Raw genomic sequence first — 23,966 nt, forward strand, 5'->3', positions numbered from 1 at the left:
GATTCTTAATTATTAATTTCTAAAATGTAATTGGATTAAAATAAAATTTAGGTTAAACAGTATCAATAAAACTTTTTTCTGTTTTGTTAAAAACTAAAATACCTAATACGGATATAGCGAATGTTAATACTATAGTATAAATTAACCCAAAGACCGAAATTTCTCCAAAGCCTAAAAGTAAATAACGAGATGTCTCGATGATATAAGCCAGAGGATTATACTCAACAATCCATCCGTATGCCGGCAATTTTGCTTTAATTAAATTAATTGGATACATCACTGCTGATAAATACATCAACAATTGTATTCCAAAGCCCACTAAATAAATAAAATCACGGTATTTAGTTACCATTGAAGAAATTATCATTCCTAATCCCAGTCCTAAAATTCCCATTATTATAATCAGTAGAGGAAAAAATAATACCAAAACATTTAATTTTAAATCTGAACCCTCAAAATAATAAAAGATGTAAAATGCAATAAAAATTAAGAACTGAATTCCGAATTTAATTAGATTAGAAAGTACAACCGACAAAGGAGTAATAATTCTTGGAAAGTAAACTTTTCCAAAAATTCCAGCGTTAGATTTAAAAGTATCAGAAGTTCCATTTAAACAAGCCGTGAAATAGTTCCAAACAGTAATACCAGCTAAATTAAATAAAAACGGAGGAACAGAACCTGTATCAATACCAGCAACATTATTAAATATTATGGTAAATGTTATTGAAGTAAATAATGGTTGGATTAAATACCAAAGCGGTCCTAATACAGTCTGTTTATATACTGTAATTACATCTCTTTTAACAAAAAGAAATAATAAATCCCGGTATTGCCATACTTCTTTAAGGTTTAGCGAAAAGAACTTATTTTTAGGTGTTATTTCAAACAGCCAATCATTAGAGTTATTATTCATTTAATTTTTAAATAATAAGATTAAAAGCGTTTTACGAATTGATTTAACAAGATTTTTAGTCTCTTAGTTACTTTATAAAAAAGCAAAAAGGCGTTTTAAAAAAACACCTTTTTGTTATACCTAATTGAATTTGTCAGAATTATTTATCAAGAACCTCAAAAGCCGAATTCATACTTTTAAATTCAGGAACAATTTTTTTCATTTTTGCTACTATATCTTCATTATCATAAAAATCAGCAATCCCTATTAGTTCATCAATATCAGTATGCAGATTTTCATATTCGTCTTGTATTTCCTGTGCAATCATAATTTTATTATGATAGGTTGGTAAAGTTTTAGAAGTATCATTTAATAATTCTTCATATAATTTTTCACCTGGCCGCAATCCAACAATTTTTATTTTAATTTCCTTATCCGGAATAAATCCTGCCAGTTTAATCATTTTTTTAGCTAAATCGATAATTCTTACCGGTTTACCCATATCAAAAATATAGATTTCACCACCATTACCCATTGCACCGGCTTCTAAAACTAATTGACAAGCCTCAGGAATAGTCATAAAATATCTAATAATATCCTGATGCGTAATCGTAACTGGTCCTCCTTCTGCAATTTGTTTAGTAAACAAAGGCACAACAGAACCGTTAGATCCTAAAACATTACCAAAACGTGTAGTAATAAACTTTGTAACTCCTGGTATATTTTCTTTTTGATTTTTCAAATATAAAGACTGAACGTATTTCTCGGCAATTCGTTTGCTGGCTCCCATAACATTACTTGGATTCACAGCTTTATCGGTAGAAACCATTACAAATTTTTTGACATGATATTTACATGCCAAGTCTGCTAAATTTTTGGTTCCTTTGATATTAGTCAAGATAGCTTGCGATGGATTTTCTTCCATTAAAGGAACGTGCTTATAAGCAGCTGCATGAAAAACAACATGCGGGTTATAATTTTTAAATACTTTTTCTAATGCTTTTTTACTTTTTACATCAGTAATCACCGCTACAATTTTTGCAGTTGTCTCCATGCTCAATGTTTCTAAGCATAAATTATGCAAAGGAGTTTCCGCATGATCTAAAATAATAACTGTTTTTGGGTTAAATCCAAGAACCTGTCTTACTATTTCACTACCAATTGATCCGGCAGCTCCAGTAATAAGGATGGTTTTATCTTTCAATTGTTTAGAAATCGACTTACTGTCTAAAACTATAGGCTTTCTTTCTAATAAATCTTCAATCTGAATATTTTTTACTTTTTGAGAAATCTCTTTTTGGTTTTCCCAATCTGAAATTAAAGGAACCGTGTAAACTCTGTAGTTAAATTCAAGACATTGATCAACAATAATCAATTGTTCGTCTTTTGATAGACTTTTATCAGCAATAATAACTCCTTCAGCTGCTACAGATCGCATTAAAGCCGGAAGTTTTTTTCTTAAAATCAAAATAGGAAGATCTAACATTCTTTTCGATGCATTTTGATTATTTTTATCGACAAAACCAACAATTTTAAATCGCGACGGAGTTTCAAATTTTAATGCATTTGCAACTGAAATTGCATTTGCATCAGTTCCATAAATCACGGTTCTTATAAGTTTTGAATTCGTTTTTTCTGAAAAATATAATTCAAAAGTTTGTTTTACAATTACACGATATAAAAACAAACCACAGAAAGACAATACTAAATTTATAAATAATGCCGTATTTAAAAATGCTTTTTCTCCTGTATATAATTCATAAACTAGATTGACAAATAAAAAAAACACTAAAACTGACATTTGAGAAAACAAGAGCTTTATTGCATCAATATAAGAAGAATGTCTTATAATTCCCGAATAAGTTCTAAAAAGCCAAAAGAAAAAAATATTAACAACTATTAAACTCGTAACAAAATAAAAATCATGAGAGATAATAATATATCCTAAAGCTGTACCTTCAAACAGCATGTATGTAAATGTAAATGAGAAAATAAGAACCATTACATCTATGGCAACAATAATCCACCTTGGTAAATAACTAAGGTTATTAATATTTGCTCTTAAATTCCTTGGCGAAAAAGAATTATACAAAAAGGATGCTATTTTGGTTGGTTTATCTGTATCCAATTTTTGGTTTAATTAAATTTTGACGGTCATTGTCCATTTTACAAAAATACAAATTAAAGAATTATAAATTTATTAATTATTTAAAATTAAATTTTAACTCCGTTCTTCTTTTGTTTTAAAAGTTCCATCAAATATGCCCCATAACCTGATTTAATCAATGGCAAAGCCAAACTCTCCAATTGTTTATCATCAATAAACCTTTGTCTCCATGCTACTTCTTCAATACAGCCAACTTTTAAACCCTGTCTTTCCTCAAGAACCTGAACAAACTGCCCTGCCTGCATAAGGCTGTTAAAAGTTCCGGTATCTAGCCAGGCGGTACCTCTGCCTAAAACACCTACTTTTAAGGATCCTTTTTCTAAATAGATTTTATTGACATCAGTTATTTCATATTCTCCTCTTGCACTTGGTTCTATATTTTTAGCAATTTCAACGACAGAATTATCATAAAAATATAACCCCGGAACTGCAAAATTTGATTTTGGATTTTCTGGTTTTTCTTCTATACTAACTGCATTTAGGTTTTCATCAAATTCAACAACACCATACCGTTCAGGGTCTGAAACATGATAAGCAAAAACAACTCCCCCATCTGGTTTGATATTAGATTTTAATAATTCCTGCATTGTAGCTCCAAAGAATATATTGTCCCCTAAAATTAATGCAACATCATCATTTCCGATAAAATCTTCTCCAATAATAAAGGCTTGCGCTAAACCATTGGGAATTGCTTGTTCTGCATAACTAAATTTACACCCAAAATTAGAACCATCTCCTAATAATTTTTCAAAATTTGGCAGATCATGTGGCGTTGAAATAATTAATATTTCATTAATTCCTACCATCATCAATGTAGATAACGGATAATAAATCATTGGTTTATCATAAACCGGCATCATCTGCTTACTTACTGCAAGTGTCAGGGGATGTAAACGGGTACCCGAACCTCCAGCTAAAATTATTCCTTTCATAATATTTTGGGTTTTTCAGATTTAAAACTTGTTATTCATCAACTACAAGACATATGAACAAATCTTAAGATCAAACTATAGTAAACATTTTTTCTAAACTATCTTTATAATTAGGAACATCTACATTATAAATTCGTTTTATCTTTATTTTACTTAATAATGAGAATCTTGGTCGTTTTGCCAAAGTTGGATAAGATGATGATGGTATTCCATAAACTTTACATTTATAATTGCCAAATTCTCTTATTACTAATGCAAATTCATACCAAGTTACTTTACCTTCGTTTGAATAATTATAAATTCCAGGTATCCATTTTTTAGATTCAACAATATCAATAATTGCCTGCGCTAAATCAGCCGCATACGTAGGTGATCCTTCTTGATCATTAACAACATTAATTTCATCTCTCTCTTGCATCAATCTCTGCATTGTCTTGACGAAATTATTACCAAAATTGCTATAAACCCAAGAAGTTCTAATTATAATTGAATTTGGGTTTTCTTTAATACAAGATACTTCTCCTGCTCTTTTACTTTCACCATATATGTTAATAGGATTTGTTATGGCTTCTTCGTCTAAAGCTGAAGAAGAAGATCCGTCAAATACATAATCTGTAGAAATGTGTATTAGTTTTACATTATTATCTTCAGCATATTTTGCGATTAATTTAACTCCTAAATGGTTAACGGCAAAAGCTAATTTTTTTTCACTTTCCGCTTTATCTACTGCTGTGTATGCTCCGCAATTTAGAATAATATCTGGCTGAATTTCATTAAGTTGAGCTTTAAGTAACTCAGCATCATCTAATGTAACTTTAGTTCTATCTGCAAAAATCCAGTTGTACTTTAAATATTTTAAAGATAAAACGTATAATTCAGAGCCTAGTTGTCCATTAGAACCTGTTACAAGTATTTTCTTCATTAAAATAAACTATTACATTCGTCAATGAAAGGAAGAGTTTGATCTTTCTCTGAAATAATAACTTCATTTAAATCTATCCTCCAATCAATATTTAATGAAGGATCATCAAATTTAATACCTCCTTCAGAAGCTTTATTATAAATCTGGTCACATTTATACATAACAGAAGCAGTTTCACTTATAACTGAAAAACCATGTGCACAACCTTGTGGTATTAATAATTGTTTTTTATTTTCTGCTGATAATAAAAAACTGAATGTTTTACCGTAAGTAAGTGATTCTTTTCTCAAATCTACTACAATATCTACAATTCCCCCTTGTAAAACACGAACTAGTTTAGTTTGAGCAAATGGCGGATTTTGATAATGCAAACCTCTCAAGGTTCCATATCGTGAAAAAGATTGATTATCCTGAATGAAATCAATTTCAATACCTAAGTCTAGAAATTTAGTTTTACTGTATGATTCAAAAAAATAACCTCTTTCATCTCCTAATATAATAGGTTCGACAATAAGTAAACCTTCAATAAATGTTTTCTCAATTTTCATTTAATTAGGATTTCATATTAAAAAAAAAATCTAAAACCGCCTGTATTCTTTTTCGATCTTCATCACTTAAATTTGACCCAGAAGGCAGACACAATCCATTTTTAAATAATTCTTCAGACACTTTTTTACCATAATATGGATATTGTTCAAAAACAGGCTGTAAATGCATTGGTTTCCAAAGCGGTCTGCTTTCAATATTATCTGCTTCAAATGCAACTCTTAAATCTTCTCTTGTCTTTCCATTAGTTTCTGCTGGATTTATTGTAATGGCAGACAACCAATGATTTGAAAAATAATCATCATTTGGTTCTGTAAGAACCTCAACCCCTTCAATATTCTTAAAGTAATCAACATAAAAATTATTCATATTTCTACGAAGTTGTATATGATCGTCCAAAATTTCCATTTGTCCACGACCAATCCCTGCACAAATATTGCTCATTCTATAATTATATCCTATTTCACTGTGTTGGTAATGAGGCGCATTATCTCTAGCCTGAGTAGAAAGAAAAACTGCTTTTTCTTTTACCTCTATTTTTTTTGTTACAATTGCTCCACCTCCAGATGTTGTAATGATTTTATTTCCATTAAAAGAAAGAACTCCTATTTCACCAAAAGTTCCACATTTCTTATTTTTAAAATAACTTCCTAATGCTTCTGCACTATCTTCAAGAACAGGAATATTATACTTCGTAGCAACATTATTAATCTCATCAACTTTATAAGGCATTCCATAAAGATGGACTGCAATTATCGCTTTTGGCATTTTTCCTTTCGAAATTCTATCAATAATAGCGTTTTCTAATGAGATTGGGCATAAATTCCATGTATCACTTTCGCTATCAACAAAAACAGGGGTTGCCCCTAAATACATAATTGGATTTGCAGATGCTGAAAAAGTCATACTCTGACAAATAATTTCATCGCCAGCTTTAACCCCTAATAGAATCAGTCCTAAATGAATAGCTGCTGTTCCTGAACTTAATGCACCTACTTGAACACCTGATCCCAGATATGCTTCTAAATCTTTTTCGAAACCGTTTACATTTGGTCCTAATGGAGCGATCCAATTTGTATCAAAAGCTTCTTGCACATATTTTTCTTCTGTCCCTCCCATGTGTGGAGATGACAACCATATTTTTGAATTATTCATTTTTGTGATTATATTTTATTATTTTGCCCGGATTACCAACAACAACAGCAAAATCTGGCACATCATCGATTATTACCGATCCAGCACCTATAGTTGTCCATTTTCCAATTTTAATACCTTGTATAATACAAGCGCCGATACCCACATGGGTCCCTTCTCCTATTGTTACGTTTCCTGCCAAAGAAACATTAGGAGAAATATGACAATAATCCGCTATCTCGCAATCGTGTTCTATTATTGAACCCGAATTAATGATAGAATGCTTTCCTATAGTTGCAAAGGCATTTATAACAACTCCTGCCATAACGACAGAACCTTTATCAATTTTTGCACTTTCAGATATGATTGATTTACTATGAATTGCAATAGCAAAGTCAGCATTAATGTTCGAAGCAATTTTTTTTCTAATTTCATTATTTCCTATCGAAATAATAATGTTATCCGATGACAAAATCTCCGTTTTCGAAAATTCAATTACAGGAATATCCATAAGAAAATTGTCTTTTGGATCGTCATCTAGAATTCCTCCTACTTTATGATTGGTACTTTTTAATATCTCAATAATTACTTTGCAATGACCACTTGCTCCATATAAATATCTAACATTTTCCATCAAAACGATCTATAGTTGCAACATTTGATGCATTAATTCCCTCACTTACAAGTACTTTCTTTAAAGTTCTCACAATAATTTTTAAATCTAATATTAATGATATATTTTTTACATACCAAACGTCGAATATAAATTTATCCTGCCATGAAATCGCATTTCTACCATTTACTTGTGCCCAGCCAGTAATTCCTGGTTTTACATCATGCCGTTGTTTTTGAAAATCGCTATACAATGGTAAGTATTCAGGCAATAATGGGCGAGGTCCAACCATACTCATATCTCCTTTTAGAACATTTAATAATTGAGGTATCTCATCTAAAGATGTTTTTCTAATAAATTGCCCAATCTTCGTTAATCGCTCCGCATCACATAATAATTGTCCTTGAGAATCTTTCTTATCATTCATGGTTCTAAATTTAATTATTTTAAAAATCTTACCATTTTTGCCTGGACGGCTTTGAAAAAAAAATGGTTTTCCTTGATTAGCAAAATATAAGCCAATTGTTACTATAAAAAAGACAGGACTAAGAATTAGAAAACCAACAAGCGCAGTTAAAAAGTCAACTACAGGTTTAAAAACTATTTTATACATAAATTTTCTAATTTTTTATATTCCTCTAGAATAGCATTCCATATTACTTTTTGATCATAGCGAGATACAATCATTTCTCTAGATTTTTTTCTTAAGATATTATTCAACTCTGAATCATTAATTATCCTTTGCATACTGTCATATAACTTTTCAGTATTTTTAACAGGCACAATTATTCCATTGATTCCATCTTCAATAATTTCATTACAGCCATTTATATCAGAAACAATCGATGACAATCCCATTGCTCCTGCCTGCATAACAACATTTGGAAAACCTTCTCGGTAGCTGGGAAAAACCAAACAATCACTAATAGCAAAGTAAGCACGGACATCTTGTTGAAAACCAACTAAAAGAATATTTGAATTCTCATTAATAATTTGAAGAGTATCTGAATTCAATGGATCTAATTCTTCTTCAAAGGAACCAACTAGAATTAGTTTAACATTATTATAATTTTCACTAATTGCATTAAAAGATTTAATTAGTTCATTAATACCTTTATCTGCAACAAGTCTTCCAACAAAAATAAAAACGAAATCTGTTGGGCTAATATTTAAATGTTGAGCCAGCAGAGCTTTTTGTTCTAATGAAATTAAATTTGAATCAAAATAATTGGTATTAATTCCGTTTGAACTTCCGTTAGCTAAAACTTTTAATTTTGTTTTATCTGCAAATTTATTCTCTACTATAAAATCATATAATCCTTCTGAATTTGGATATACATTTGTTGCACAGTTATATGTTATTTTCTCGACTAGATTTAGCAACTTCCTTTTATTTCCTGAAGCTTCCATAAGAGGAAGTCCTGCCACTGTATGTAATCTATGAGGCACTTTTGCAAGTTTAGCTGCCAGCATGGCTACTATGCCAGCTTTAGGAGTGTGGGAATGAACTATATAAGGATCTTCTCTTTTAAAAACTTTATATAGCCGATATAGAGACACTAAATCATTTACAGGAGATATTTTCCTTGTCATTTCAACGGGTAATACTTCTATTTTTTCATATAATTTTACCTCGTCAAGTTCTCTACCTCCAGAAGATATTCCTATTACGTGATAGAAAGAATTCATAAATGATAATTGACCTTTCAGTAGTGTTTTTAATGACAAAGGAATAGTTGTGACACGAATAAGTTTCTTTTTTGATAATACTGTATTATTCATTCTTGAAATACTTTATATTGAGATTTTATTAATCAACAAAAAAACCTCGTTCTTTTATTTTTTTCTTTCTATTCTCAGTTTCTTCTAAATCATCTTTTCCATTAGTTCTTACTTTCAAATTAGAAAAATGATATTTTGTCATATATTTGAAATCTGCAGCTATCGAAACTTTATCAGAATTATCATTCCATTGAGAATTTTTGATCTTTATTGCCCCGCCCAGTGGTTTGATTCCTTCGGGATATTTATAACCTGTCTTAGATCCTCCCATTATAACTGCGTATTTAGAAAAATAATCTCTATGAAAATTGATATTAACATCAACTTCATGAAATTGTTTTCCAATCATATTTAAAAGAATTAATGCAATACCCGCGTCTCCGTTATTGAATGTGTTGATATTCGTTAAATTAATTTTTTCTAAAACATTCTTGTTTTCATTAGGTTCAACATCAATACCAGCCATTGGCAAGGTTCCATTTGTATTCGAAACAACAATATTAGATACATTTATATTCTTCCCACTTATAATTGATATCCCATTACGTCTATTATTATCCAATAATCCTCCTTTAATTACTATATTTTCAGGATCTCTTGATAGTACACCAATATAAATTCCATCTCCCCAGCAATTTGATATTTCAGGATTATAAATCGTTATATTTTTAGAGGATAAAATATTTATTCCCATTCCCCATTCTCCATCAACTCCTTTATGCTTCATTTTATCACCAACTAATCTTGGATTATAAATTACAACATTTTCTAGATTTCTAACATCAAGAATTTGATACTTTGGTAGTGAATTGGAAGCAATAATTAATTTAGATTTTGAATCAAAATAAATATTTGAGTTACTTTTTAATGATAATCCTTTTTCCGAAATTAGTATAGGAAAATTAGGTAAAATAATATTCCTATTCTCATCTATAGCTTTTTGTATACATTCCGTATAATCTACTGTTCCATCTTTTAGATAATTTTTAGGCAGATACGCTAATGCATTTATAAATTGTTTTCTAGCGATCTCTTTTTTTACATCGACTTTATACACTAATTTTCGATTAACATTTTTATAACTAAATTTACTATTTTGAGAGTTACATGAACTAGCAAAGAAGAAGAATATTATTAAAACTATATTTTTCATAACAAAACTATTTTAACTATCTAAATCAAATTATTAAGCGAACTATACACTTGACATGTTTCTAACGCATTGATTTTCCAAGAAAACTTTTTGGTATTTAATAGTGCATTCTTCGACAGTTGCATATAAAGCTCATCATTAGATAAAACTTTTTCCATTTTGTTTTTTATATCTACTACTGAGAATGGGTCAAAATATACACCTCCACTGCCAGAAATTTCTGATATACAGCTTTGATTAGCACCTACTGTTGGTTTACTAAACAGACCTGCCTCAAGTGATGGAAAGCCAAAACCTTCATAATAAGATGAAAAAAGGTGAAGCTTACAATTTGCATATAACCAAATTAAATCTTCTCTTGAAATAAAATCAAGATAAAGCACTCCTAAAGTTTTCTCAATTTCTAGCAAAATATCCTCGTAGTCATAATTTTTTTTACCAACTATGATCAACTTATACTCATTTCTTATTTTCTCTGGCAATAAAGAATAAGCCTGTATTAATCGTACATAATTTTTACGAGGTTCTAAATGCCCTACCGAAATCATGTAATTCATACTCGTTATAAGATTATTTTTTATAACCCTGGCCGAGGAAGTATCTTCTAATTTAAAGGATTCAGGATCTACTGCCTCATGAATTGCTTTAATCTTCTCCTCTTTAATTTTATAAAACTTAATAACTTCATCTTTTGTAAATTCTGAAATTGTTATTATTTTATCTGCCGCCTCTATAGATTTTTTTACCGCATACTTTAAGTATATATATCTCTTAAATTCATAAGATTTTGGAAAATTCAAAAATCTAAGATCATGTACCGTTAATACAACTTTCGCTTTTTTAAATTTTGGAGAATGGAAGAAAGCAGAGTGAAAAATATCAAATCCTTCTTCTCTCTCCTCTTTCTTCCAAAAATACTTTTGAAATAAAGCTCTGGTAATTTTTTTGTTTGATTTAAAAGGGAAGTACTTAATTTTCCCAATACCTTTAGTCAATTCAACAAATTCGGATTCAGATTTTTCTGTAATGTAAAAGATAAAATCTATATCCGATTTTAAGTTTACCAACTCTTTAACCAGATTATGAATATATTCTTTGATACCACCGCCAGCTTCATAATATATACAATTAATAGCTATCTTCATTATATTTATTTTTTTATAATTAATCTTCTTAGACCAAGAATTTTTATTCTCTATTTTCGTAAGCTTCTTCTCTAATCAATTTTCTTTCATAATAGGAATCTTCTGTAAACAAATTATTTGAATATCTATATATGTCTCTATTAAAAGTTATAAATGTTTTTAAAAAACATATAAAGATTACTACTACAGTAATATTCCTATTCCTTATCAAAATTTTTAAATCGCAAACTATCATAACATAGGCCCAAAAAAACAATAATGAAAACCTATTAATAAGTGTTTCCGAGGTACTACAGTATAACAATATAAAACAGTAAAAGAAAAAACTGTTAAAATATATAGGGGCAATTAATTTATTAGAAACGATTCTTTTGTAATTAATGAGTAGTAACAATACAATAAATAATTTTTCTAAAATTCCAAATCTTAAACCATAAGTTTTATCAGATTCTGTAATAGTACTTGCCAAATACTGCATTCTTCCTCCTATAATACTCCCTGCAAAATCTACAATCGTATTAAAAAAATTAATCTGGAGAATGTATACCACAATTCCAAAAAATAATAAAGTTATCAGGAGCCATCCTTTAAAGTAATTTGCATTTATAAAAATAATAAATAATAAAAATACTCCTGTTGCATGAAATAAAGTGGAGCATAAAATTATTATAGCCGCTTTAATTTTTTGATTCTTCTTGACAAATTCTATTGCCTGTACCGCTATAAGAATGGATGTGAAATTTCGTAACAGGTCAAGTATTAGTAACGGGAATATACTAATTAAGACAATGTAAGACAATGCTGTTTGACTAGAATTTATCTTTAAAAACCTATTCCAGAGAAATGTTTGAATTAAAGTAATAAATAAAACAAACATATTATAAGTAAGTCCCAAATCATGAAAGAGTTTTGCCAAAAAGGAGAAACCTATTTCGTAATCCACTACAGTCCATTCATTTAGTGTTGTTTCAGAATAATAATACTCATAATTGAACCAATCACTTCCAACATATCCTCTAAACCCAAAAAAAATGAAAAAAATGAAAGCACAAAGAAGCCTAATATGTCTATTATTTTCTTGCTTAGATCTATTTTCATTAAAATATATTACAACATAAACTAGAATTAAAATAAGATATGGAAAACTAAAAAAATCCATTAAAGTTTATTTTATTGCTTCTTCGAACAAAGACTTAATATCTACGGAATTATACAACTCATACGCTCCCATACTAATTTCCACATACTTTTTTTCAATTTCTAAAACAACTTTCGCCATTCCTTTTGGACTAAAATCAGATACAACTCTACCGGAATTATATTTTTCAAATAAAAGTGAAAGTCCCGGAATGTCATTAGAAATCATAGGAATGCCAAATGAGGAATATTCATAAATCTTGTTGGGAGCACAATATAATGTATTTATAACATTTTCAATTGCTCCCTGAGTTGGAAAATAGCTTAAAAACCCAAGATGAGCTCTTTTAGTTATTTCAAGATGCTTAGGCGCTGAAATAAAAGGTAAGAATACAATTCTCTCAGATTCGTATTTATCAATTAATCTTTGTTTATTAAAGTCGAGTCCGCCCATTATACAAATTATATATTCATTAGGAAGATACTGTATTGATTCACATAATTCGTCTAATCTTCTTTCAGGAAAATTAAAAATCCCTTGATATAAGATGACTTTTTTATCTTTCAATAAAATCTCAATTTCTGGCTCCAAAGTATCTTTTAGCTCAGAAAGAGTAAAATCTGGTTTATTAGGAATTACTAAAGGTAAAGTAGATAAATTAAAATATGCCTTTGTGATATGAGCCCTGTTATGTTCGCAGCACACGACCTTCCATCCGTTCTGCATTGTTTTAACATAATCAAGAGTAGGACTCAATATTTTGTATCTTAAATCTACTTTAAGTTGTGGTGTTTCAAATAAATATAATATAGATCTAAACTGTAAAATTAATTTATGAAGAAGCCATATGTTTTGGTTTCCATAAATCCACAATAACGAATTATCTACATATTCTTCCCTAACTATTTTTTCAACACTTCTTTTGTAAGAATATAACTTAAATAGCTTTGTGATTTTGCTTTCTGTAGTATCATTAACAATTGTTTCATAATAAACCATTCCTTGAGCTTCTAAATCTACAATGGTTTTTTTATTACTACAATATCCAAGTACAACCACCTTTTTTCCAAGAGACAGTAATATTTTTATAGCTGTAAGTATCGGAGGATATTTTTGTATATCGTGATTATAAACTAAAATATTTTTCATTTATATATTAGATATGAAGTCTACAATTCGTTCGCAAGCTTTTCCATCCCCATACGGGTTATGCAAAACACTCATTCTTTGATATCTGTCATGATCTTTTAATAAGCTATTAGTTTCTTTGACAATAAGATCTTTATCAGTACCCACCAGTAAAACTGTCCCTGCTTTTACAGCCTCTGGTCTTTCTGTAGATTCCCGCATAACCAATACTGGTTTACCAAGACTTGGTGCTTCTTCCTGAACTCCTCCACTATCGGTTATTATTAAATATGATTTATCCATCAGCCAGACAAAAGCAGGATAAGCTAGAGGTTCTATTAGTTTAATATTATTAATATCAGATAGTATTTCATAAACAGGTCCTTTTACATTAGGATTTAAGTGCACTGGATAAATGATTTCTACATCTTGATTGGTCAAAGCTATTTCCCTTAAAGCTTCACAAATTCGAATAAAACCATCTCCATGATTTTCTCTGCGATGACCTGTCACAAGAATTGTTTTTGCATCTTTTTTTATGATTCCCTTTAAGTTTTCAATTTCTGAATTATAAATATCTTCCACTCTTTTTGAACTATCGATCAACGCATCGATAACTGTATTGCCAGTTACCAGTATTGTTTTATAATCTATATTTTCTTTTAAAAGATTTGATTTAGAATCTTCTGTAGGAGCAAAATGATAATCAGCAATTCTTCCTGTTATTTGTCTATTCATTTCTTCAGGAAAAGGAGTGCGTTTAAAATTTGTACGCAAACCCGCTTCCACATGACAAATTTTAGCACCAGAATAAAACGATGCCAAACTAGCTGCCATGGTTGTTGTTGTATCACCATGCACATAAACATAATCTGGATTAAAATCTTCTAAAACTTCTTTTAACCCGATTATTATATCTCCAGTTAAAGAATATAAGTTTTGATTAGCCTTCATTAAATTTAAATCATAATCTGGCTGAATATCAAAAAAGTCTAAAACTTGATCTAGCATTTCTCGATGTTGTGCTGTTACGCAGACCTTAGTTTGAAAAAGGTTGGAATGTTTTTTAAACTCTTGCACTAAAGGCGCCATTTTTATAGCCTCTGGCCTTGTGCCAAAAACAATTAAATTTTTTCTCATTATAATATTACAACTATTTTAAATTACTTTACGCCAGATTCTACAAAGAAATAAAACTTGTTACTGATTTATATATTGAAAAACTTAACTAAATGACGGATCAGACGATAAAAATGAATTTTTCTTTCATAACTAAAAAATCCCTTTTCTATCGCTTCATTATTTTTTTTACAAATCTCAATTATTTTATAATATTCATTCTTCCATATGTTCATGATCGCATTATAATCGTAGTTTTCACTAAACATTTTAATAGCGGCATTACCTGTACTCTCGCGTCGTGAATCTGATTCTGTAATACTTAATATAGCTGATTGAAAGCTAACTGGAGATCTATCTTTTGGAGAATTTATTACTATTATATCTTTATCTAAACTGTTTTCACCCCAAAAACCCCACGCAAATTTATTTGTCTCTGGAGTAAATCCAGCTATTATTGAGGGCTTAGCACATGAAGCTGCTAGTAAAAGTGTAGTTCCCATTCCAACAAATGTTGTACATTTCTGATACAAGGCTTCTAAATCTTTACCAACCACCGTTCCTTTCAACTGAATGATTTCCTGACCTGCTTCTGTATTTATACTAAGCGCTAATTGATTTAATTCATTAAATAAATTACCATCTCCAACAATAATTAATTTGTATTCCTTAAAACTTTCATTTTTTCTATGTAAATCATAGAAATCCTGAATTAAATATTTCACATAGTCTTTATCTTCAGATAACCTACTAACCGATAAAATATATTTTTGATCAGAAACAGAATTATCGACTGGAATTGCTTTAACTGGAATAGGTATTATATGGGGATTTAATTTAAGTTTAGTAACTCCTTCAATGTACTCCTGCATTTGTAGAGTTAGTGAATAAAATAGACCATACCTATTCATTTTCTTAGTGATAATTTTTAATAAAGGATTACGTCTGTACGAAAGCTCTGATAATATATTTACACAAAAAGGAATTTTAATTTCTTTATACAGAGAAGCCACGTGAACAATTGGATATGAATTATGAGCTTCAATAACATCTATTTTATTATCTAATAAAATTGTCTTTAAATTTTGTTTAAAGCTATCATATTGAGCATTTTTAAATACTAAAGGGGGTAAACTTATTCCTTCCAATTTTATATGAACTGTACCCTGAGGTAAATTAGAGACATTCTCCCCACCTTCTGAAATCACTAATACATCAAATTGGTTATCAATGAGCCATTTACATTTATTAATCACGTAAGTTTCTGCACCACCTATAATCATCAATGGTGTAATAAATGCAATTTTAATTTTTTCTCTATCCATTTATTCAATATTTAGCTCTTTTAGGCTTTGATCTAGATCTTCTTTTTAAATTTATTATTAATAGCTGCTTTGATATTTAATCTCCCATTTAATTCATTCCAAGAAAACCAACAAGATATTAAAATCATCAAGACCCCAACAGAATAAGCTATATATACATTATAATAATAGACCGCTACAAAAGAAAACAATGCCAAAGGAAATTGAATTAGAAAAATTTTAATAATTGCTTTATTAAACTCAAATTCATAATATATTTTGCAAATGAAAAACACTTGTATAAAATAGACGAAATAACTTATTAGAAAAGAAATTCCTAATCCCGTTAATCCATAATAATAATATCCTAATAAATTAGATATCAACACATAGGCATTTGAACAAAGTTCGTTCCAAAAAAAGACTTTAGAAGCTCCTCTTGCCAAAAAAAGATAACCCATTGACCACGTTAAAGCTTTAAAAAATATACCTAAAGTAGCCCAGTGAACCATTGGAATGACACCAATAAAATCTTTTGAATATAATAATAAAATCCCCCAATGAATAAAAACTAAAAAAACAATTAATATAGGCGATAAAATAAGTATTGCGATTTCAGCCTGCTCATTTATAATTAGCTTCGTCTTTTTATTATCGTCTGATACACTTGCTAAACGGGGATAATAATCTGAAGACATAGCCGTAAAGACCATACCAACATAAGTATTAATTATCGCAAAACCAGCAGTAAATAAACCCACATCTTTTATCCCTCCAACCTTATTTATATATATTCGGACAACATATGCTACAATCAAAGTTATGATTGAGCTAAAACTTATTAAAAGCCCCATTCTTAACATATCCTTGCCTTCGGTTTTAAAGTCAGAACTATTTACTACAAAATTGGGAATTGCAATTTTTTTTACAAAATAGGATGAAATTACCACAATACTAATTGAACTTAATATCATTGCAGGTACAATTCCGTCTTCTCCCCAAAAATAATACATGGGTATTGATATTAATAGTCCAATTAAAGCACCCAAAGCACTAGACTTAGCCATGTATTGTATTTTGCGCATTCCTTGCAAAATCACATTTTGGCCAGCACTTATCTGAGTAAAAAGAAGTGTTATGGAAAGTAATACAAAGGCAAATGTATATTTATCATTCCCAAATGCTATTTCACTTAAATAAGGTGACAGAGCTAAAGCAATAATAAAACCAAATATGCCAGTTACCCAAACAAGCTTACGAAATACTGATGTTGTTTTTGCTAATTTTTGTTGATCATTTGTTTCTGATGCAATAGTTATATTTTTAACAGCCGAAGTTCCTAAACCAAAATTTGTAATCTGTCCGATTAATCCAATTGTGGATGTGAAGATAGAAACAATACCCATTCCTGTCGGACCAAGAAAAACAGCGACAATTTTACTTCTTAGTATAGAAATTATGATATTAAATACTTGTACACCTCCTAAAATCGAAGTCGCCTTAAAAATTTGTTGATATGAATTTGATTTATTTTCCAAAGTTCTTATAAATGTTTAATAATTTTTGCCGGCACGCCACCAATAATTACATTTTCTGGAAATCTTCCTTTAACAACAGCACCTGCAGCGATTATACTATTATCCCCAATATGTGAATCTTTTAGAACTAATACATTATTACCAATCCAAACATTTTTACCAATAACTATTTCTCCAACTTCTCCCACTTCTCTTCTTTTCAATGGCTCAATTCCATGGGCTTCAAAATCCATCAAGGTTACATTTTGCCCTATCAAAGTATGATTACCTATTTCAATTTTATTGGCAGCACAAATAAATATATTATTATTAGTAGCAACATTATCCCCTATTGTAATAGTTGCATCTTTATATCTTGCTTGAAATTCAATTGTTCCGTTTCTATTAAATCCGCCATCAATAGTTCCAAACATACACTGTTCTCCTATTAAGATTTTTCCTTTCCCTCTTAAAATTGTTGTCTGTTGAAAAAAGGGAAGCTTTTTTATTTCTATTCGTGTATTTGAAAAAACATTAGGCAATTTAAACAAATACAATTGTCTTATGTAAACTAACGATCGGAAAAGGATTCTTTTAATTATGCTCTTAAACATATTCATTTATAATCTCAATAACTTTAGAAACTTCTTCCGCTGTCATTACAGGACTAATTGGCAAACTAAGAACTTCTTGATGAATAGTTTCTGTAATTGGCAAATTCAAGTGATTCAAATCCTCATATGCTTCTTGTTTGTGAGGCGGAATAGGATAGTGAATGAGAGTTTGTATTCCATTTTCTGAAAGATATGTCTGTAAAGACTCTCTCTCTTTTGTTCTGATTACAAAAAGATGCCATACATGCTCTGTTTTATCTACGGGTTCTATTGGAAGAATTAATTTATCATTTTTAATTTCTTTCAAATATCTTCCTGCAATTTCTCTACGAACTTGGTTTTCATCATCTATATATTTTAGTTTTACATCTAGTACAGCAGCATGAATTTCATCTAATCTACTGTTTAATCCTTGATATATATTGATGTATTTTAAATTTGATCCATAATTTGCAATTGCTCTAATTGTTTTGGCCAAATCGTCATTCTTACATGTAACAGCACCAGCGTCACCTAAAGCTCCAAGGTTTTTTCCTGGATAAAAACTAAATCCTGCTGCATCTCCTAAATTTCCAGTCTTAATTTTATTCCATGAGGCACCAATGGCCTGGGCATTATCTTCAACAATTTTTAAATTATATTTATTTGCTATAGCATTTAACTTTTCAGAGAACACAACTTGTCCATATAAATGAACAATCAAAATTGCTTTCGTTTTAGAAGTAATTTTAGGTTCTATTTTTGAAATATCAATATTATAGTTATCTAAATCCGGCTCCACCAATACCGGAACTAAACCATTATCCGATAATGCCAACAAAGATGCTATATATGTATTAGCAGGTACCAAAACCTCGTCTCCTTTTTTCATCAAACCAAGCTCCAAATATGCTCTAAAAATCAATCTTAAAGCATCCAAACCATTTGCTACACCTATAGCATGATTTACACCAGTATATTTTTTAAGATTTTCTTCAAATTTTTTAACTTCTGTTCCTAATAGGAACCAACCGCTACGAAAAGTATTAATTAATCTTTCTTCAATTTCTTGTTGATGTGTAAGATTTATTTTTTGTAAATCTAAAAATTTAATCATAGTATTTTATTTTAAGTCTCTTATATAAGGCTCTCCTTCAAAGACAATTTATTATCTAAAAAAACATAAATATTTCCATCTTCATCTCTTAAGTTCAAATCTAAAATAATACCTTTCTCTGTTATATATCCTGCATGTTTTGCCGGATTACCATAAAAAAGATGATAGGGTAAAACCGATTTTGTTACTACACTACCAGCTCCAATCATTGCATAACAACCTATTTTATTTCCTGCTATTACCGTTGAGTTTGCACCAATTGATGCTCCTTTTTCAATTACTGTTTTAGAGAAGTCTATTGGATATGATTTTGATCTTGGCACCAAATCATTAGTAAACGTTACATTTGGACCTACAAAAACATTATCTTCAATATAAACACCATCCCAAACCTGTACTCCTGGTTTGATCGTTACATTATTACCAATTTTAACGTCATTTTCGATAAAAACATTACAATTTATGTTGCAGTTTTCGCCAATTGAAGCATTAGCTAAGATTACACAAAACTGCCAAATAGTAGTATTGTCCCCAATATTCTTGCTTTGAACATCTGCTAATGGATGGACTTTATACATTTTCTACATATTTTAAATAATCATCATATTCTCTCAGATAATCATTTTCACTATATTCATGAGAGGCCAGCACCAGACAAATAGAGCCACTAGAAAAATTGATTTCAGAAGCCCAAATACTAGGTGGTATGTGTAGTCCTACATCAGGTCTATTTAATAAAACCTGTCTTTTTGTTACACCATCGTCTAATAGAACCTCAAAACTTCCACTCGCTGCAACTAAAAATTGATGGCATTCTTTATGAGCATGTGCACCTCTAGATTCCCCTCCTGGAATGTCATATAAATAAAAAATTCTTTTAATATCAAAAGGGATCTCGAGATTATTATTTATTGAAGTAATATGTCCGTTACGATCTCCTATTTGCCTTAAATGCAAAAGATCGCATTCAAAGACACTAATTTTTTTTATCATTTAAATAGATTTTTAAAAACTTCAAAATCCCTTATATAATCATCCGTAAAATACTTTTTACTAGAGATATGCAAAGCAAGGGCATTTGTCGAAAAATTCTCAATATGCCTCCATGTTTTCGCTGGTAAATAAAGCCCGTAATAGCTTCTATTTAGAGAAAATTTTTCTATACTTTTATCTTCCTGTGTTATTATAACATCAAAACTTCCGCTTAGAGCTATTAAAATTTCTTCTTGTTCACAATATGCATGTCCCCCTCTAATCTCACCACCCGGAACATCATAAGTCCAAAAGACTCTTTCAATTTCGAATGGAATTTGAGTAGGATTTTGCATAAATGTCAAATTACCTCTTGGATCTTGAATTTTAGGAAAATTTATGATTTTTGGCTTCATTATACTTATTAATAACGATTAAAGTTTAGCGTCTACATTTAATCTCAAGAAATTCTTTACGTCGTAGATAACACTTAAATCTTTTTGAAAATTAGGTAAATCTAAATCTAGAAATTCATTGTGTGCTACACCCAAAACAATTGCATCAAACTTTTGATCTGGTATATTAGAACAGACATCTAAATTGTACTCATATTTAACCTCTAAAGGATTTGCTAAAGGATCATATATCACTACTTCAATACCGTATTCTCCTAGTACTTTTATTACATCAACAATTTTAGTATTACGTATATCAGGACAGTTTTCTTTAAATGTTAAACCCAACATTAATAAAGTTGTTCCTTTAATAGCTATTCCTTTTTTAATCATTAATTTAATTATTTGAGAAGCAATATATTCCCCCATACTGTCATTTAGTCTTCGTCCAGCTAATATAATTTCTGGGTGATAACCGAATTCTTGTGCACGCTGCGCTAGATAATAAGGATCTACTCCAATGCAATGTCCCCCTACTAAACCAGGTTTAAAATGTAAAAAATTCCATTTTGTTGCTGCTGCCTCAAGTACATCATTTGTATTGATGTTCATTAAATTAAATATTTTAGCTAATTCATTTACAAAAGCAATGTTGATATCCCTTTGTGAATTCTCAATAACTTTAGCTGCTTCAGCAACTTTAATATTTGGAGCGAGATGTGTACCTGCTGCAATTACGCTTTTATATAAGTTATCTACAATAATTCCTATTTCGGGAGTAGAACCTGCAGTAACCTTTAAGATTTTTTCAACGGTGTGCTCTTTATCTCCAGGATTGATTCTTTCTGGGGAATAACCTGCAAAAAAATCTACATTGAAAATCAGTCCAGAAATTCTCTCCAGCACAGGAACACATTCTTCTTCTGTAACGCCTGGATAAACAGTAGACTCATAGATAACAATATCACCCTTTTTTAAAACTTTACCCACAGTTTCACTTGCTTTATAAAGAGGGGTTAGGTCTGGTCTATTATTTCTATCAACCGGAGTAGGAACGGTTATAATAAATACATTACATTCTTTCAAATTTTCTAAATCGTAAGTACAATAAAGACCTGATTTACTATTAGAGTTATCAACTAAAACAGCTTTCAATATTTCATCAGATACTTCAAGTGTAGAATCATGCCCCTCATTTAGAATGTCAACTCTTTTCTTATTAATATCAAATCCAATTACTGAGTATTTCGTAGCAAATAATCTTGCTAGCGGTAAGCCTACATAACCTAAACCAATAATGGCAATTTTTTTCATATTTGTAATTATTCTTTTAAATTAATAAAATGAAACTATTTTATTATTAGTTTATTTTTTTAGATTATTGTAATACCAATTAACGGCTTCTTTAAGTCCCTTATCTAATGAATATTCTGGATTATATTCTAATAATCTTTTAGCCTTTTCTATACTTGCTAAGGAGTGAGGAATATCACCAGCCCTCATAGGTCCATAAAGGATTTCAACATCTTTTATTTTCGAATCAAATTCTGAAAGCTTATCACGCAACATAAATACTAACTCATTTAAAGTCGTTCTATCTCCAAATGCAGTATTATAAACAGTATTTATGGCTTCACTATTTTTTGTTAAAATAGCTCTTTCATTCATTTGTATTACATTATCAATATAGGTAAAATCCCGGGAGTAGTTACCATCTCCATTAATTAAAGGGCTTTCGTAATTCATAAATTGCATAACAAATTTTGGAATTACTGCTGCATATGCTCCTCTTGGATCTTGGCGACGACCAAAAACATTAAAATAACGCAATCCTATTGTTTCCAATCCGTATATTTTACTAAAAATATTAGCATACAATTCATTTACATATTTGGTTATTGCATATGGAGAGAGTGGATTACCAATCTTATCTTCAACTTTTGGCAATGATTCTGAATCTCCATAAGTTGATGAGCTTGCAGCATATATAAAACGTTTTACCTTAGCATCTCTTGAAGCAACTAACATATTCAAAAATCCGCTAACATTCACATCATTAGTTGTTATCGGATCATTTATAGATCGTGGAACAGAACCTAAAGCTGCTTCATGCAAGACATAGTCAACACCTTCTACTGCTATTTTACAATCATCAAGATTTCTAATATCTCCTTCTATTAAAGAAAATTGTTTATTAGAAAAAAAAGGTTCTATATTATAGTGATGTCCTGTTGAAAAGTTATCAAGACAAACTACCTGATAATTTTTTGCTAAAAAATATTCACATAAATTTGAGCCTATAAAACCGGCTCCTCCTGTTATTAAAATTTTCATTAAATTGTGTGTATAATTTTTTTAAATACTAAAAAAGCTACAGTTAAAAAAGCTACAATAAAAGAACCAATAATTAATCCTTTTAATTTCCCTATATGTTCTTTATATAGTGGTAGTATTGGCGAATCAATTATTTGAATTAAAGGGGTTTCCTTACGCAATGCAACCTTAGCCAGTTCAGTCTGCTTTACCAATTCAGTTAATATTGCCGTATTAGCCTGTATATCTACTTGCCGTCTAGCTGATGGAGTTCTTCTCACATTTAAAGCAGGGTTTAGATTAAAAGTATTATCATTTGCTACAGCTACTCCGGTAATTGCACTATTCAGCTCTCCTCTTATAGAATCCGTTTGTCTCTCAAGAATATCCATATTAAGTCTAGCTTTTTCGCTTTTAGTCTCGATATAAAAATTTCCTACTTCTTTAGCCAATGCTTCACAAAAATATTTAGCAAATAGTTCATTTTTAGATGAAACATCTATTGTAATGATAGCTACTTTTTTATCTTTTTGACCTACATTTAAGCTTTCTTTAGATAAATTTTCATAAATTTTACCTAATATACTATCTTGTTCTCTAGTAAAACCTTTACGTTCAACATTAGGCAAAAATTGAATTGATTTAATTTTATCATCATTTTGCCATTTTTCCCTCCAATCATTATTTTGAATGTACATCTCAGCCAAAGAAATTAACTTACCATCAACTTTAATTGGGCTCAATAATGTTTGTTCAACCATGTTACGAGATTTTAATAACTCGGTTAAATTAGCTCCAGCAAATACACTTCCTCCTTCACCACCAATATCTAAACCTAATGAAGTTGCTAAGCCTAATGCATTGCCTAAGTTTCCACCAGTTTTTTCATCTTCTAGTGCAAAAGAAAGGCTAGCCTTGTAGATTGGTTTCTTTATAATTGAATAAGTAATTCCTAAACAACCTCCAATTAGTCCTGCAAATATTATGATTTTCCATTGAGTTAATAGAAAAAAAAACCAGTTCTTTATTGTATCTACCAATTCTTTTAACGACATCTCGTTATTACTTCCTATAGTATCCATAA

The 23,966-nt window shown here is 29.9% G+C and carries 24 protein-coding genes; all 24 read right to left on the minus strand.

Annotated elements, in window-relative coordinates:
• Positions 1–52 precede the first annotated feature (52 nt).
• The 24 genes from AABD74_RS01650 to AABD74_RS01765 all read right to left on the minus strand — a co-directional run bounded on the left by AABD74_RS01650 (position 53) and on the right by AABD74_RS01765 (position 23,964).
• Positions 53–913: an ABC transporter permease gene (locus AABD74_RS01650; RefSeq protein ID WP_406844496.1), complete on the minus strand. Its 861-nt coding sequence runs from the start codon at positions 911–913 to the stop codon at positions 53–55.
• Between the two features lie 139 nt (positions 914–1,052).
• Positions 1,053–3,020: a polysaccharide biosynthesis protein gene (locus AABD74_RS01655; RefSeq protein WP_406844497.1), complete on the minus strand. Its 1,968-nt coding sequence runs from the start codon at positions 3,018–3,020 to the stop codon at positions 1,053–1,055.
• 86 nt (positions 3,021–3,106) lie between these two features.
• On the minus strand, positions 3,107–3,991 hold the full coding sequence (rfbA, locus tag AABD74_RS01660) for a glucose-1-phosphate thymidylyltransferase RfbA (protein ID WP_406844498.1): 885 nt from the start codon (positions 3,989–3,991) through the stop codon (positions 3,107–3,109).
• A gap of 70 nt (positions 3,992–4,061) precedes the next feature.
• Entirely contained in the window at positions 4,062–4,913 is an 852-nt protein-coding gene (gene rfbD / locus AABD74_RS01665; protein WP_406844499.1) for a dTDP-4-dehydrorhamnose reductase, read from the minus strand.
• Positions 4,913–5,461 (minus strand): dTDP-4-dehydrorhamnose 3,5-epimerase, encoded by a 549-nt coding sequence (gene rfbC, locus AABD74_RS01670; RefSeq protein WP_406844500.1) that lies wholly within the window; start codon positions 5,459–5,461, stop codon positions 4,913–4,915. The genes rfbD and rfbC overlap by 1 nt, the downstream gene beginning before the upstream one ends.
• A 4-nt stretch (positions 5,462–5,465) precedes the next feature.
• Complete coding sequence (locus AABD74_RS01675; protein ID WP_406844501.1) at positions 5,466–6,614, minus strand: DegT/DnrJ/EryC1/StrS family aminotransferase; 1,149 nt, start codon at positions 6,612–6,614, stop codon at positions 5,466–5,468.
• Positions 6,607–7,227 (minus strand): acetyltransferase, encoded by a 621-nt coding sequence (locus tag AABD74_RS01680; RefSeq protein ID WP_406844502.1) that lies wholly within the window; start codon positions 7,225–7,227, stop codon positions 6,607–6,609. The genes AABD74_RS01675 and AABD74_RS01680 overlap by 8 nt, the downstream gene beginning before the upstream one ends.
• Entirely contained in the window at positions 7,214–7,819 is a 606-nt protein-coding gene (locus AABD74_RS01685) for a sugar transferase (protein WP_406844503.1), read from the minus strand. The genes AABD74_RS01680 and AABD74_RS01685 overlap by 14 nt, the downstream gene beginning before the upstream one ends.
• Positions 7,807–8,988 (minus strand): glycosyltransferase family 4 protein, encoded by a 1,182-nt coding sequence (locus AABD74_RS01690; RefSeq protein WP_406844504.1) that lies wholly within the window; start codon positions 8,986–8,988, stop codon positions 7,807–7,809. The genes AABD74_RS01685 and AABD74_RS01690 overlap by 13 nt, the downstream gene beginning before the upstream one ends.
• A gap of 28 nt (positions 8,989–9,016) precedes the next feature.
• Positions 9,017–10,141: a right-handed parallel beta-helix repeat-containing protein gene (locus tag AABD74_RS01695; protein ID WP_406844505.1), complete on the minus strand. Its 1,125-nt coding sequence runs from the start codon at positions 10,139–10,141 to the stop codon at positions 9,017–9,019.
• A 20-nt stretch (positions 10,142–10,161) separates the two neighbouring features.
• The gene (locus AABD74_RS01700) at positions 10,162–11,286 is read right to left on the minus strand and encodes a glycosyltransferase family 4 protein (protein WP_406844506.1); all 1,125 of its coding nucleotides are present in this window, start codon (positions 11,284–11,286) and stop codon (positions 10,162–10,164) included.
• 43 nt (positions 11,287–11,329) lie between these two features.
• A complete protein-coding gene (locus AABD74_RS01705) occupies positions 11,330–12,445 on the minus strand; it encodes an EpsG family protein (protein ID WP_406844507.1) in 1,116 nt (371 codons plus the stop codon).
• Positions 12,446–12,451: 6 nt separating this feature from the next.
• Entirely contained in the window at positions 12,452–13,573 is a 1,122-nt protein-coding gene (locus tag AABD74_RS01710; protein ID WP_406844508.1) for a hypothetical protein, read from the minus strand.
• Positions 13,574–14,692, minus strand: coding sequence for a non-hydrolyzing UDP-N-acetylglucosamine 2-epimerase (gene wecB, locus AABD74_RS01715; RefSeq protein ID WP_406844509.1), 1,119 nt, complete (start codon positions 14,690–14,692; stop codon positions 13,574–13,576).
• A gap of 68 nt (positions 14,693–14,760) precedes the next feature.
• The gene (locus AABD74_RS01720; RefSeq protein ID WP_406844510.1) at positions 14,761–15,996 is read right to left on the minus strand and encodes a glycosyltransferase family 4 protein; all 1,236 of its coding nucleotides are present in this window, start codon (positions 15,994–15,996) and stop codon (positions 14,761–14,763) included.
• 32 nt (positions 15,997–16,028) lie between these two features.
• Complete coding sequence (locus AABD74_RS01725; RefSeq protein ID WP_406844511.1) at positions 16,029–17,513, minus strand: O-antigen translocase; 1,485 nt, start codon at positions 17,511–17,513, stop codon at positions 16,029–16,031.
• Between the two features lie 5 nt (positions 17,514–17,518).
• A complete protein-coding gene (locus AABD74_RS01730; RefSeq protein ID WP_406844512.1) occupies positions 17,519–18,034 on the minus strand; it encodes an acyltransferase in 516 nt (171 codons plus the stop codon).
• A 64-nt stretch (positions 18,035–18,098) separates the two neighbouring features.
• Entirely contained in the window at positions 18,099–19,202 is a 1,104-nt protein-coding gene (locus AABD74_RS01735) for a DegT/DnrJ/EryC1/StrS family aminotransferase (RefSeq protein ID WP_406844513.1), read from the minus strand.
• A 20-nt stretch (positions 19,203–19,222) separates the two neighbouring features.
• Positions 19,223–19,780 carry an acyltransferase gene (locus tag AABD74_RS01740; protein WP_406844514.1) on the minus strand — a complete coding sequence of 186 codons (558 nt, stop codon included), beginning with the start codon at positions 19,778–19,780 and terminating at the stop codon, positions 19,223–19,225.
• Complete coding sequence (locus AABD74_RS01745) at positions 19,773–20,195, minus strand: sugar 3,4-ketoisomerase (RefSeq protein ID WP_406844515.1); 423 nt, start codon at positions 20,193–20,195, stop codon at positions 19,773–19,775. Before AABD74_RS01745 ends, AABD74_RS01740 begins: the two co-directional genes overlap by 8 nt.
• Entirely contained in the window at positions 20,192–20,590 is a 399-nt protein-coding gene (locus AABD74_RS01750; protein WP_406844516.1) for a sugar 3,4-ketoisomerase, read from the minus strand. Before AABD74_RS01750 ends, AABD74_RS01745 begins: the two co-directional genes overlap by 4 nt.
• An 18-nt stretch (positions 20,591–20,608) precedes the next feature.
• Complete coding sequence (locus tag AABD74_RS01755) at positions 20,609–21,883, minus strand: nucleotide sugar dehydrogenase (RefSeq protein ID WP_406844517.1); 1,275 nt, start codon at positions 21,881–21,883, stop codon at positions 20,609–20,611.
• A 51-nt stretch (positions 21,884–21,934) separates the two neighbouring features.
• Positions 21,935–22,903 (minus strand): SDR family oxidoreductase, encoded by a 969-nt coding sequence (locus AABD74_RS01760; protein WP_406844518.1) that lies wholly within the window; start codon positions 22,901–22,903, stop codon positions 21,935–21,937.
• Positions 22,903–23,964 carry a Wzz/FepE/Etk N-terminal domain-containing protein gene (locus AABD74_RS01765; RefSeq protein WP_406844519.1) on the minus strand — a complete coding sequence of 354 codons (1,062 nt, stop codon included), beginning with the start codon at positions 23,962–23,964 and terminating at the stop codon, positions 22,903–22,905. Before AABD74_RS01765 ends, AABD74_RS01760 begins: the two co-directional genes overlap by 1 nt.
• Between the last annotated feature and the right edge of the window lie 2 nt (positions 23,965–23,966).

Origin of the sequence: Flavobacterium soyae, from assembly GCF_045348165.1 — a bacterium.
Taxonomy (GTDB): domain Bacteria; phylum Bacteroidota; class Bacteroidia; order Flavobacteriales; family Flavobacteriaceae; genus Flavobacterium; species Flavobacterium soyae.

Bases quoted from the DNA above. Each gene is read 5' to 3' on its own strand.
- AABD74_RS01690 (WP_406844504.1), bottom strand. From the start codon at position 8,988: ATGAATAATACAGTATTATCAAAAAAGAAACTTATTCGTGTCACAACT.
- AABD74_RS01765 (WP_406844519.1), bottom strand. From the start codon at position 23,964: ATGGATACTATAGGAAGTAATAACGAGATGTCGTTAAAAGAATTGGTA.
- AABD74_RS01760 (WP_406844518.1), bottom strand. From the start codon at position 22,903: ATGAAAATTTTAATAACAGGAGGAGCCGGTTTTATAGGCTCAAATTTA.
- AABD74_RS01710 (WP_406844508.1), bottom strand. From the start codon at position 13,573: ATGAAAAATATTTTAGTTTATAATCACGATATACAAAAATATCCTCCG.
- AABD74_RS01675 (WP_406844501.1), bottom strand. From the start codon at position 6,614: ATGAATAATTCAAAAATATGGTTGTCATCTCCACACATGGGAGGGACA.
- AABD74_RS01685 (WP_406844503.1), bottom strand. From the start codon at position 7,819: ATGTATAAAATAGTTTTTAAACCTGTAGTTGACTTTTTAACTGCGCTT.
- AABD74_RS01720 (WP_406844510.1), bottom strand. From the start codon at position 15,996: ATGGATAGAGAAAAAATTAAAATTGCATTTATTACACCATTGATGATT.
- AABD74_RS01680 (WP_406844502.1), bottom strand. From the start codon at position 7,227: ATGGAAAATGTTAGATATTTATATGGAGCAAGTGGTCATTGCAAAGTA.
- AABD74_RS01650 (WP_406844496.1), bottom strand. From the start codon at position 913: ATGAATAATAACTCTAATGATTGGCTGTTTGAAATAACACCTAAAAAT.
- wecB (WP_406844509.1), bottom strand. From the start codon at position 14,692: ATGAGAAAAAATTTAATTGTTTTTGGCACAAGGCCAGAGGCTATAAAA.
- AABD74_RS01750 (WP_406844516.1), bottom strand. From the start codon at position 20,590: ATGAAGCCAAAAATCATAAATTTTCCTAAAATTCAAGATCCAAGAGGT.
- rfbC (WP_406844500.1), bottom strand. From the start codon at position 5,461: ATGAAAATTGAGAAAACATTTATTGAAGGTTTACTTATTGTCGAACCT.
- rfbA (WP_406844498.1), bottom strand. From the start codon at position 3,991: ATGAAAGGAATAATTTTAGCTGGAGGTTCGGGTACCCGTTTACATCCC.
- AABD74_RS01695 (WP_406844505.1), bottom strand. From the start codon at position 10,141: ATGAAAAATATAGTTTTAATAATATTCTTCTTCTTTGCTAGTTCATGT.
- AABD74_RS01705 (WP_406844507.1), bottom strand. From the start codon at position 12,445: ATGGATTTTTTTAGTTTTCCATATCTTATTTTAATTCTAGTTTATGTT.
- AABD74_RS01740 (WP_406844514.1), bottom strand. From the start codon at position 19,780: ATGTATAAAGTCCATCCATTAGCAGATGTTCAAAGCAAGAATATTGGG.
- AABD74_RS01745 (WP_406844515.1), bottom strand. From the start codon at position 20,195: ATGATAAAAAAAATTAGTGTCTTTGAATGCGATCTTTTGCATTTAAGG.
- AABD74_RS01755 (WP_406844517.1), bottom strand. From the start codon at position 21,883: ATGAAAAAAATTGCCATTATTGGTTTAGGTTATGTAGGCTTACCGCTA.
- AABD74_RS01735 (WP_406844513.1), bottom strand. From the start codon at position 19,202: ATGATTAAATTTTTAGATTTACAAAAAATAAATCTTACACATCAACAA.
- rfbD (WP_406844499.1), bottom strand. From the start codon at position 4,913: ATGAAGAAAATACTTGTAACAGGTTCTAATGGACAACTAGGCTCTGAA.
- AABD74_RS01700 (WP_406844506.1), bottom strand. From the start codon at position 11,286: ATGAAGATAGCTATTAATTGTATATATTATGAAGCTGGCGGTGGTATC.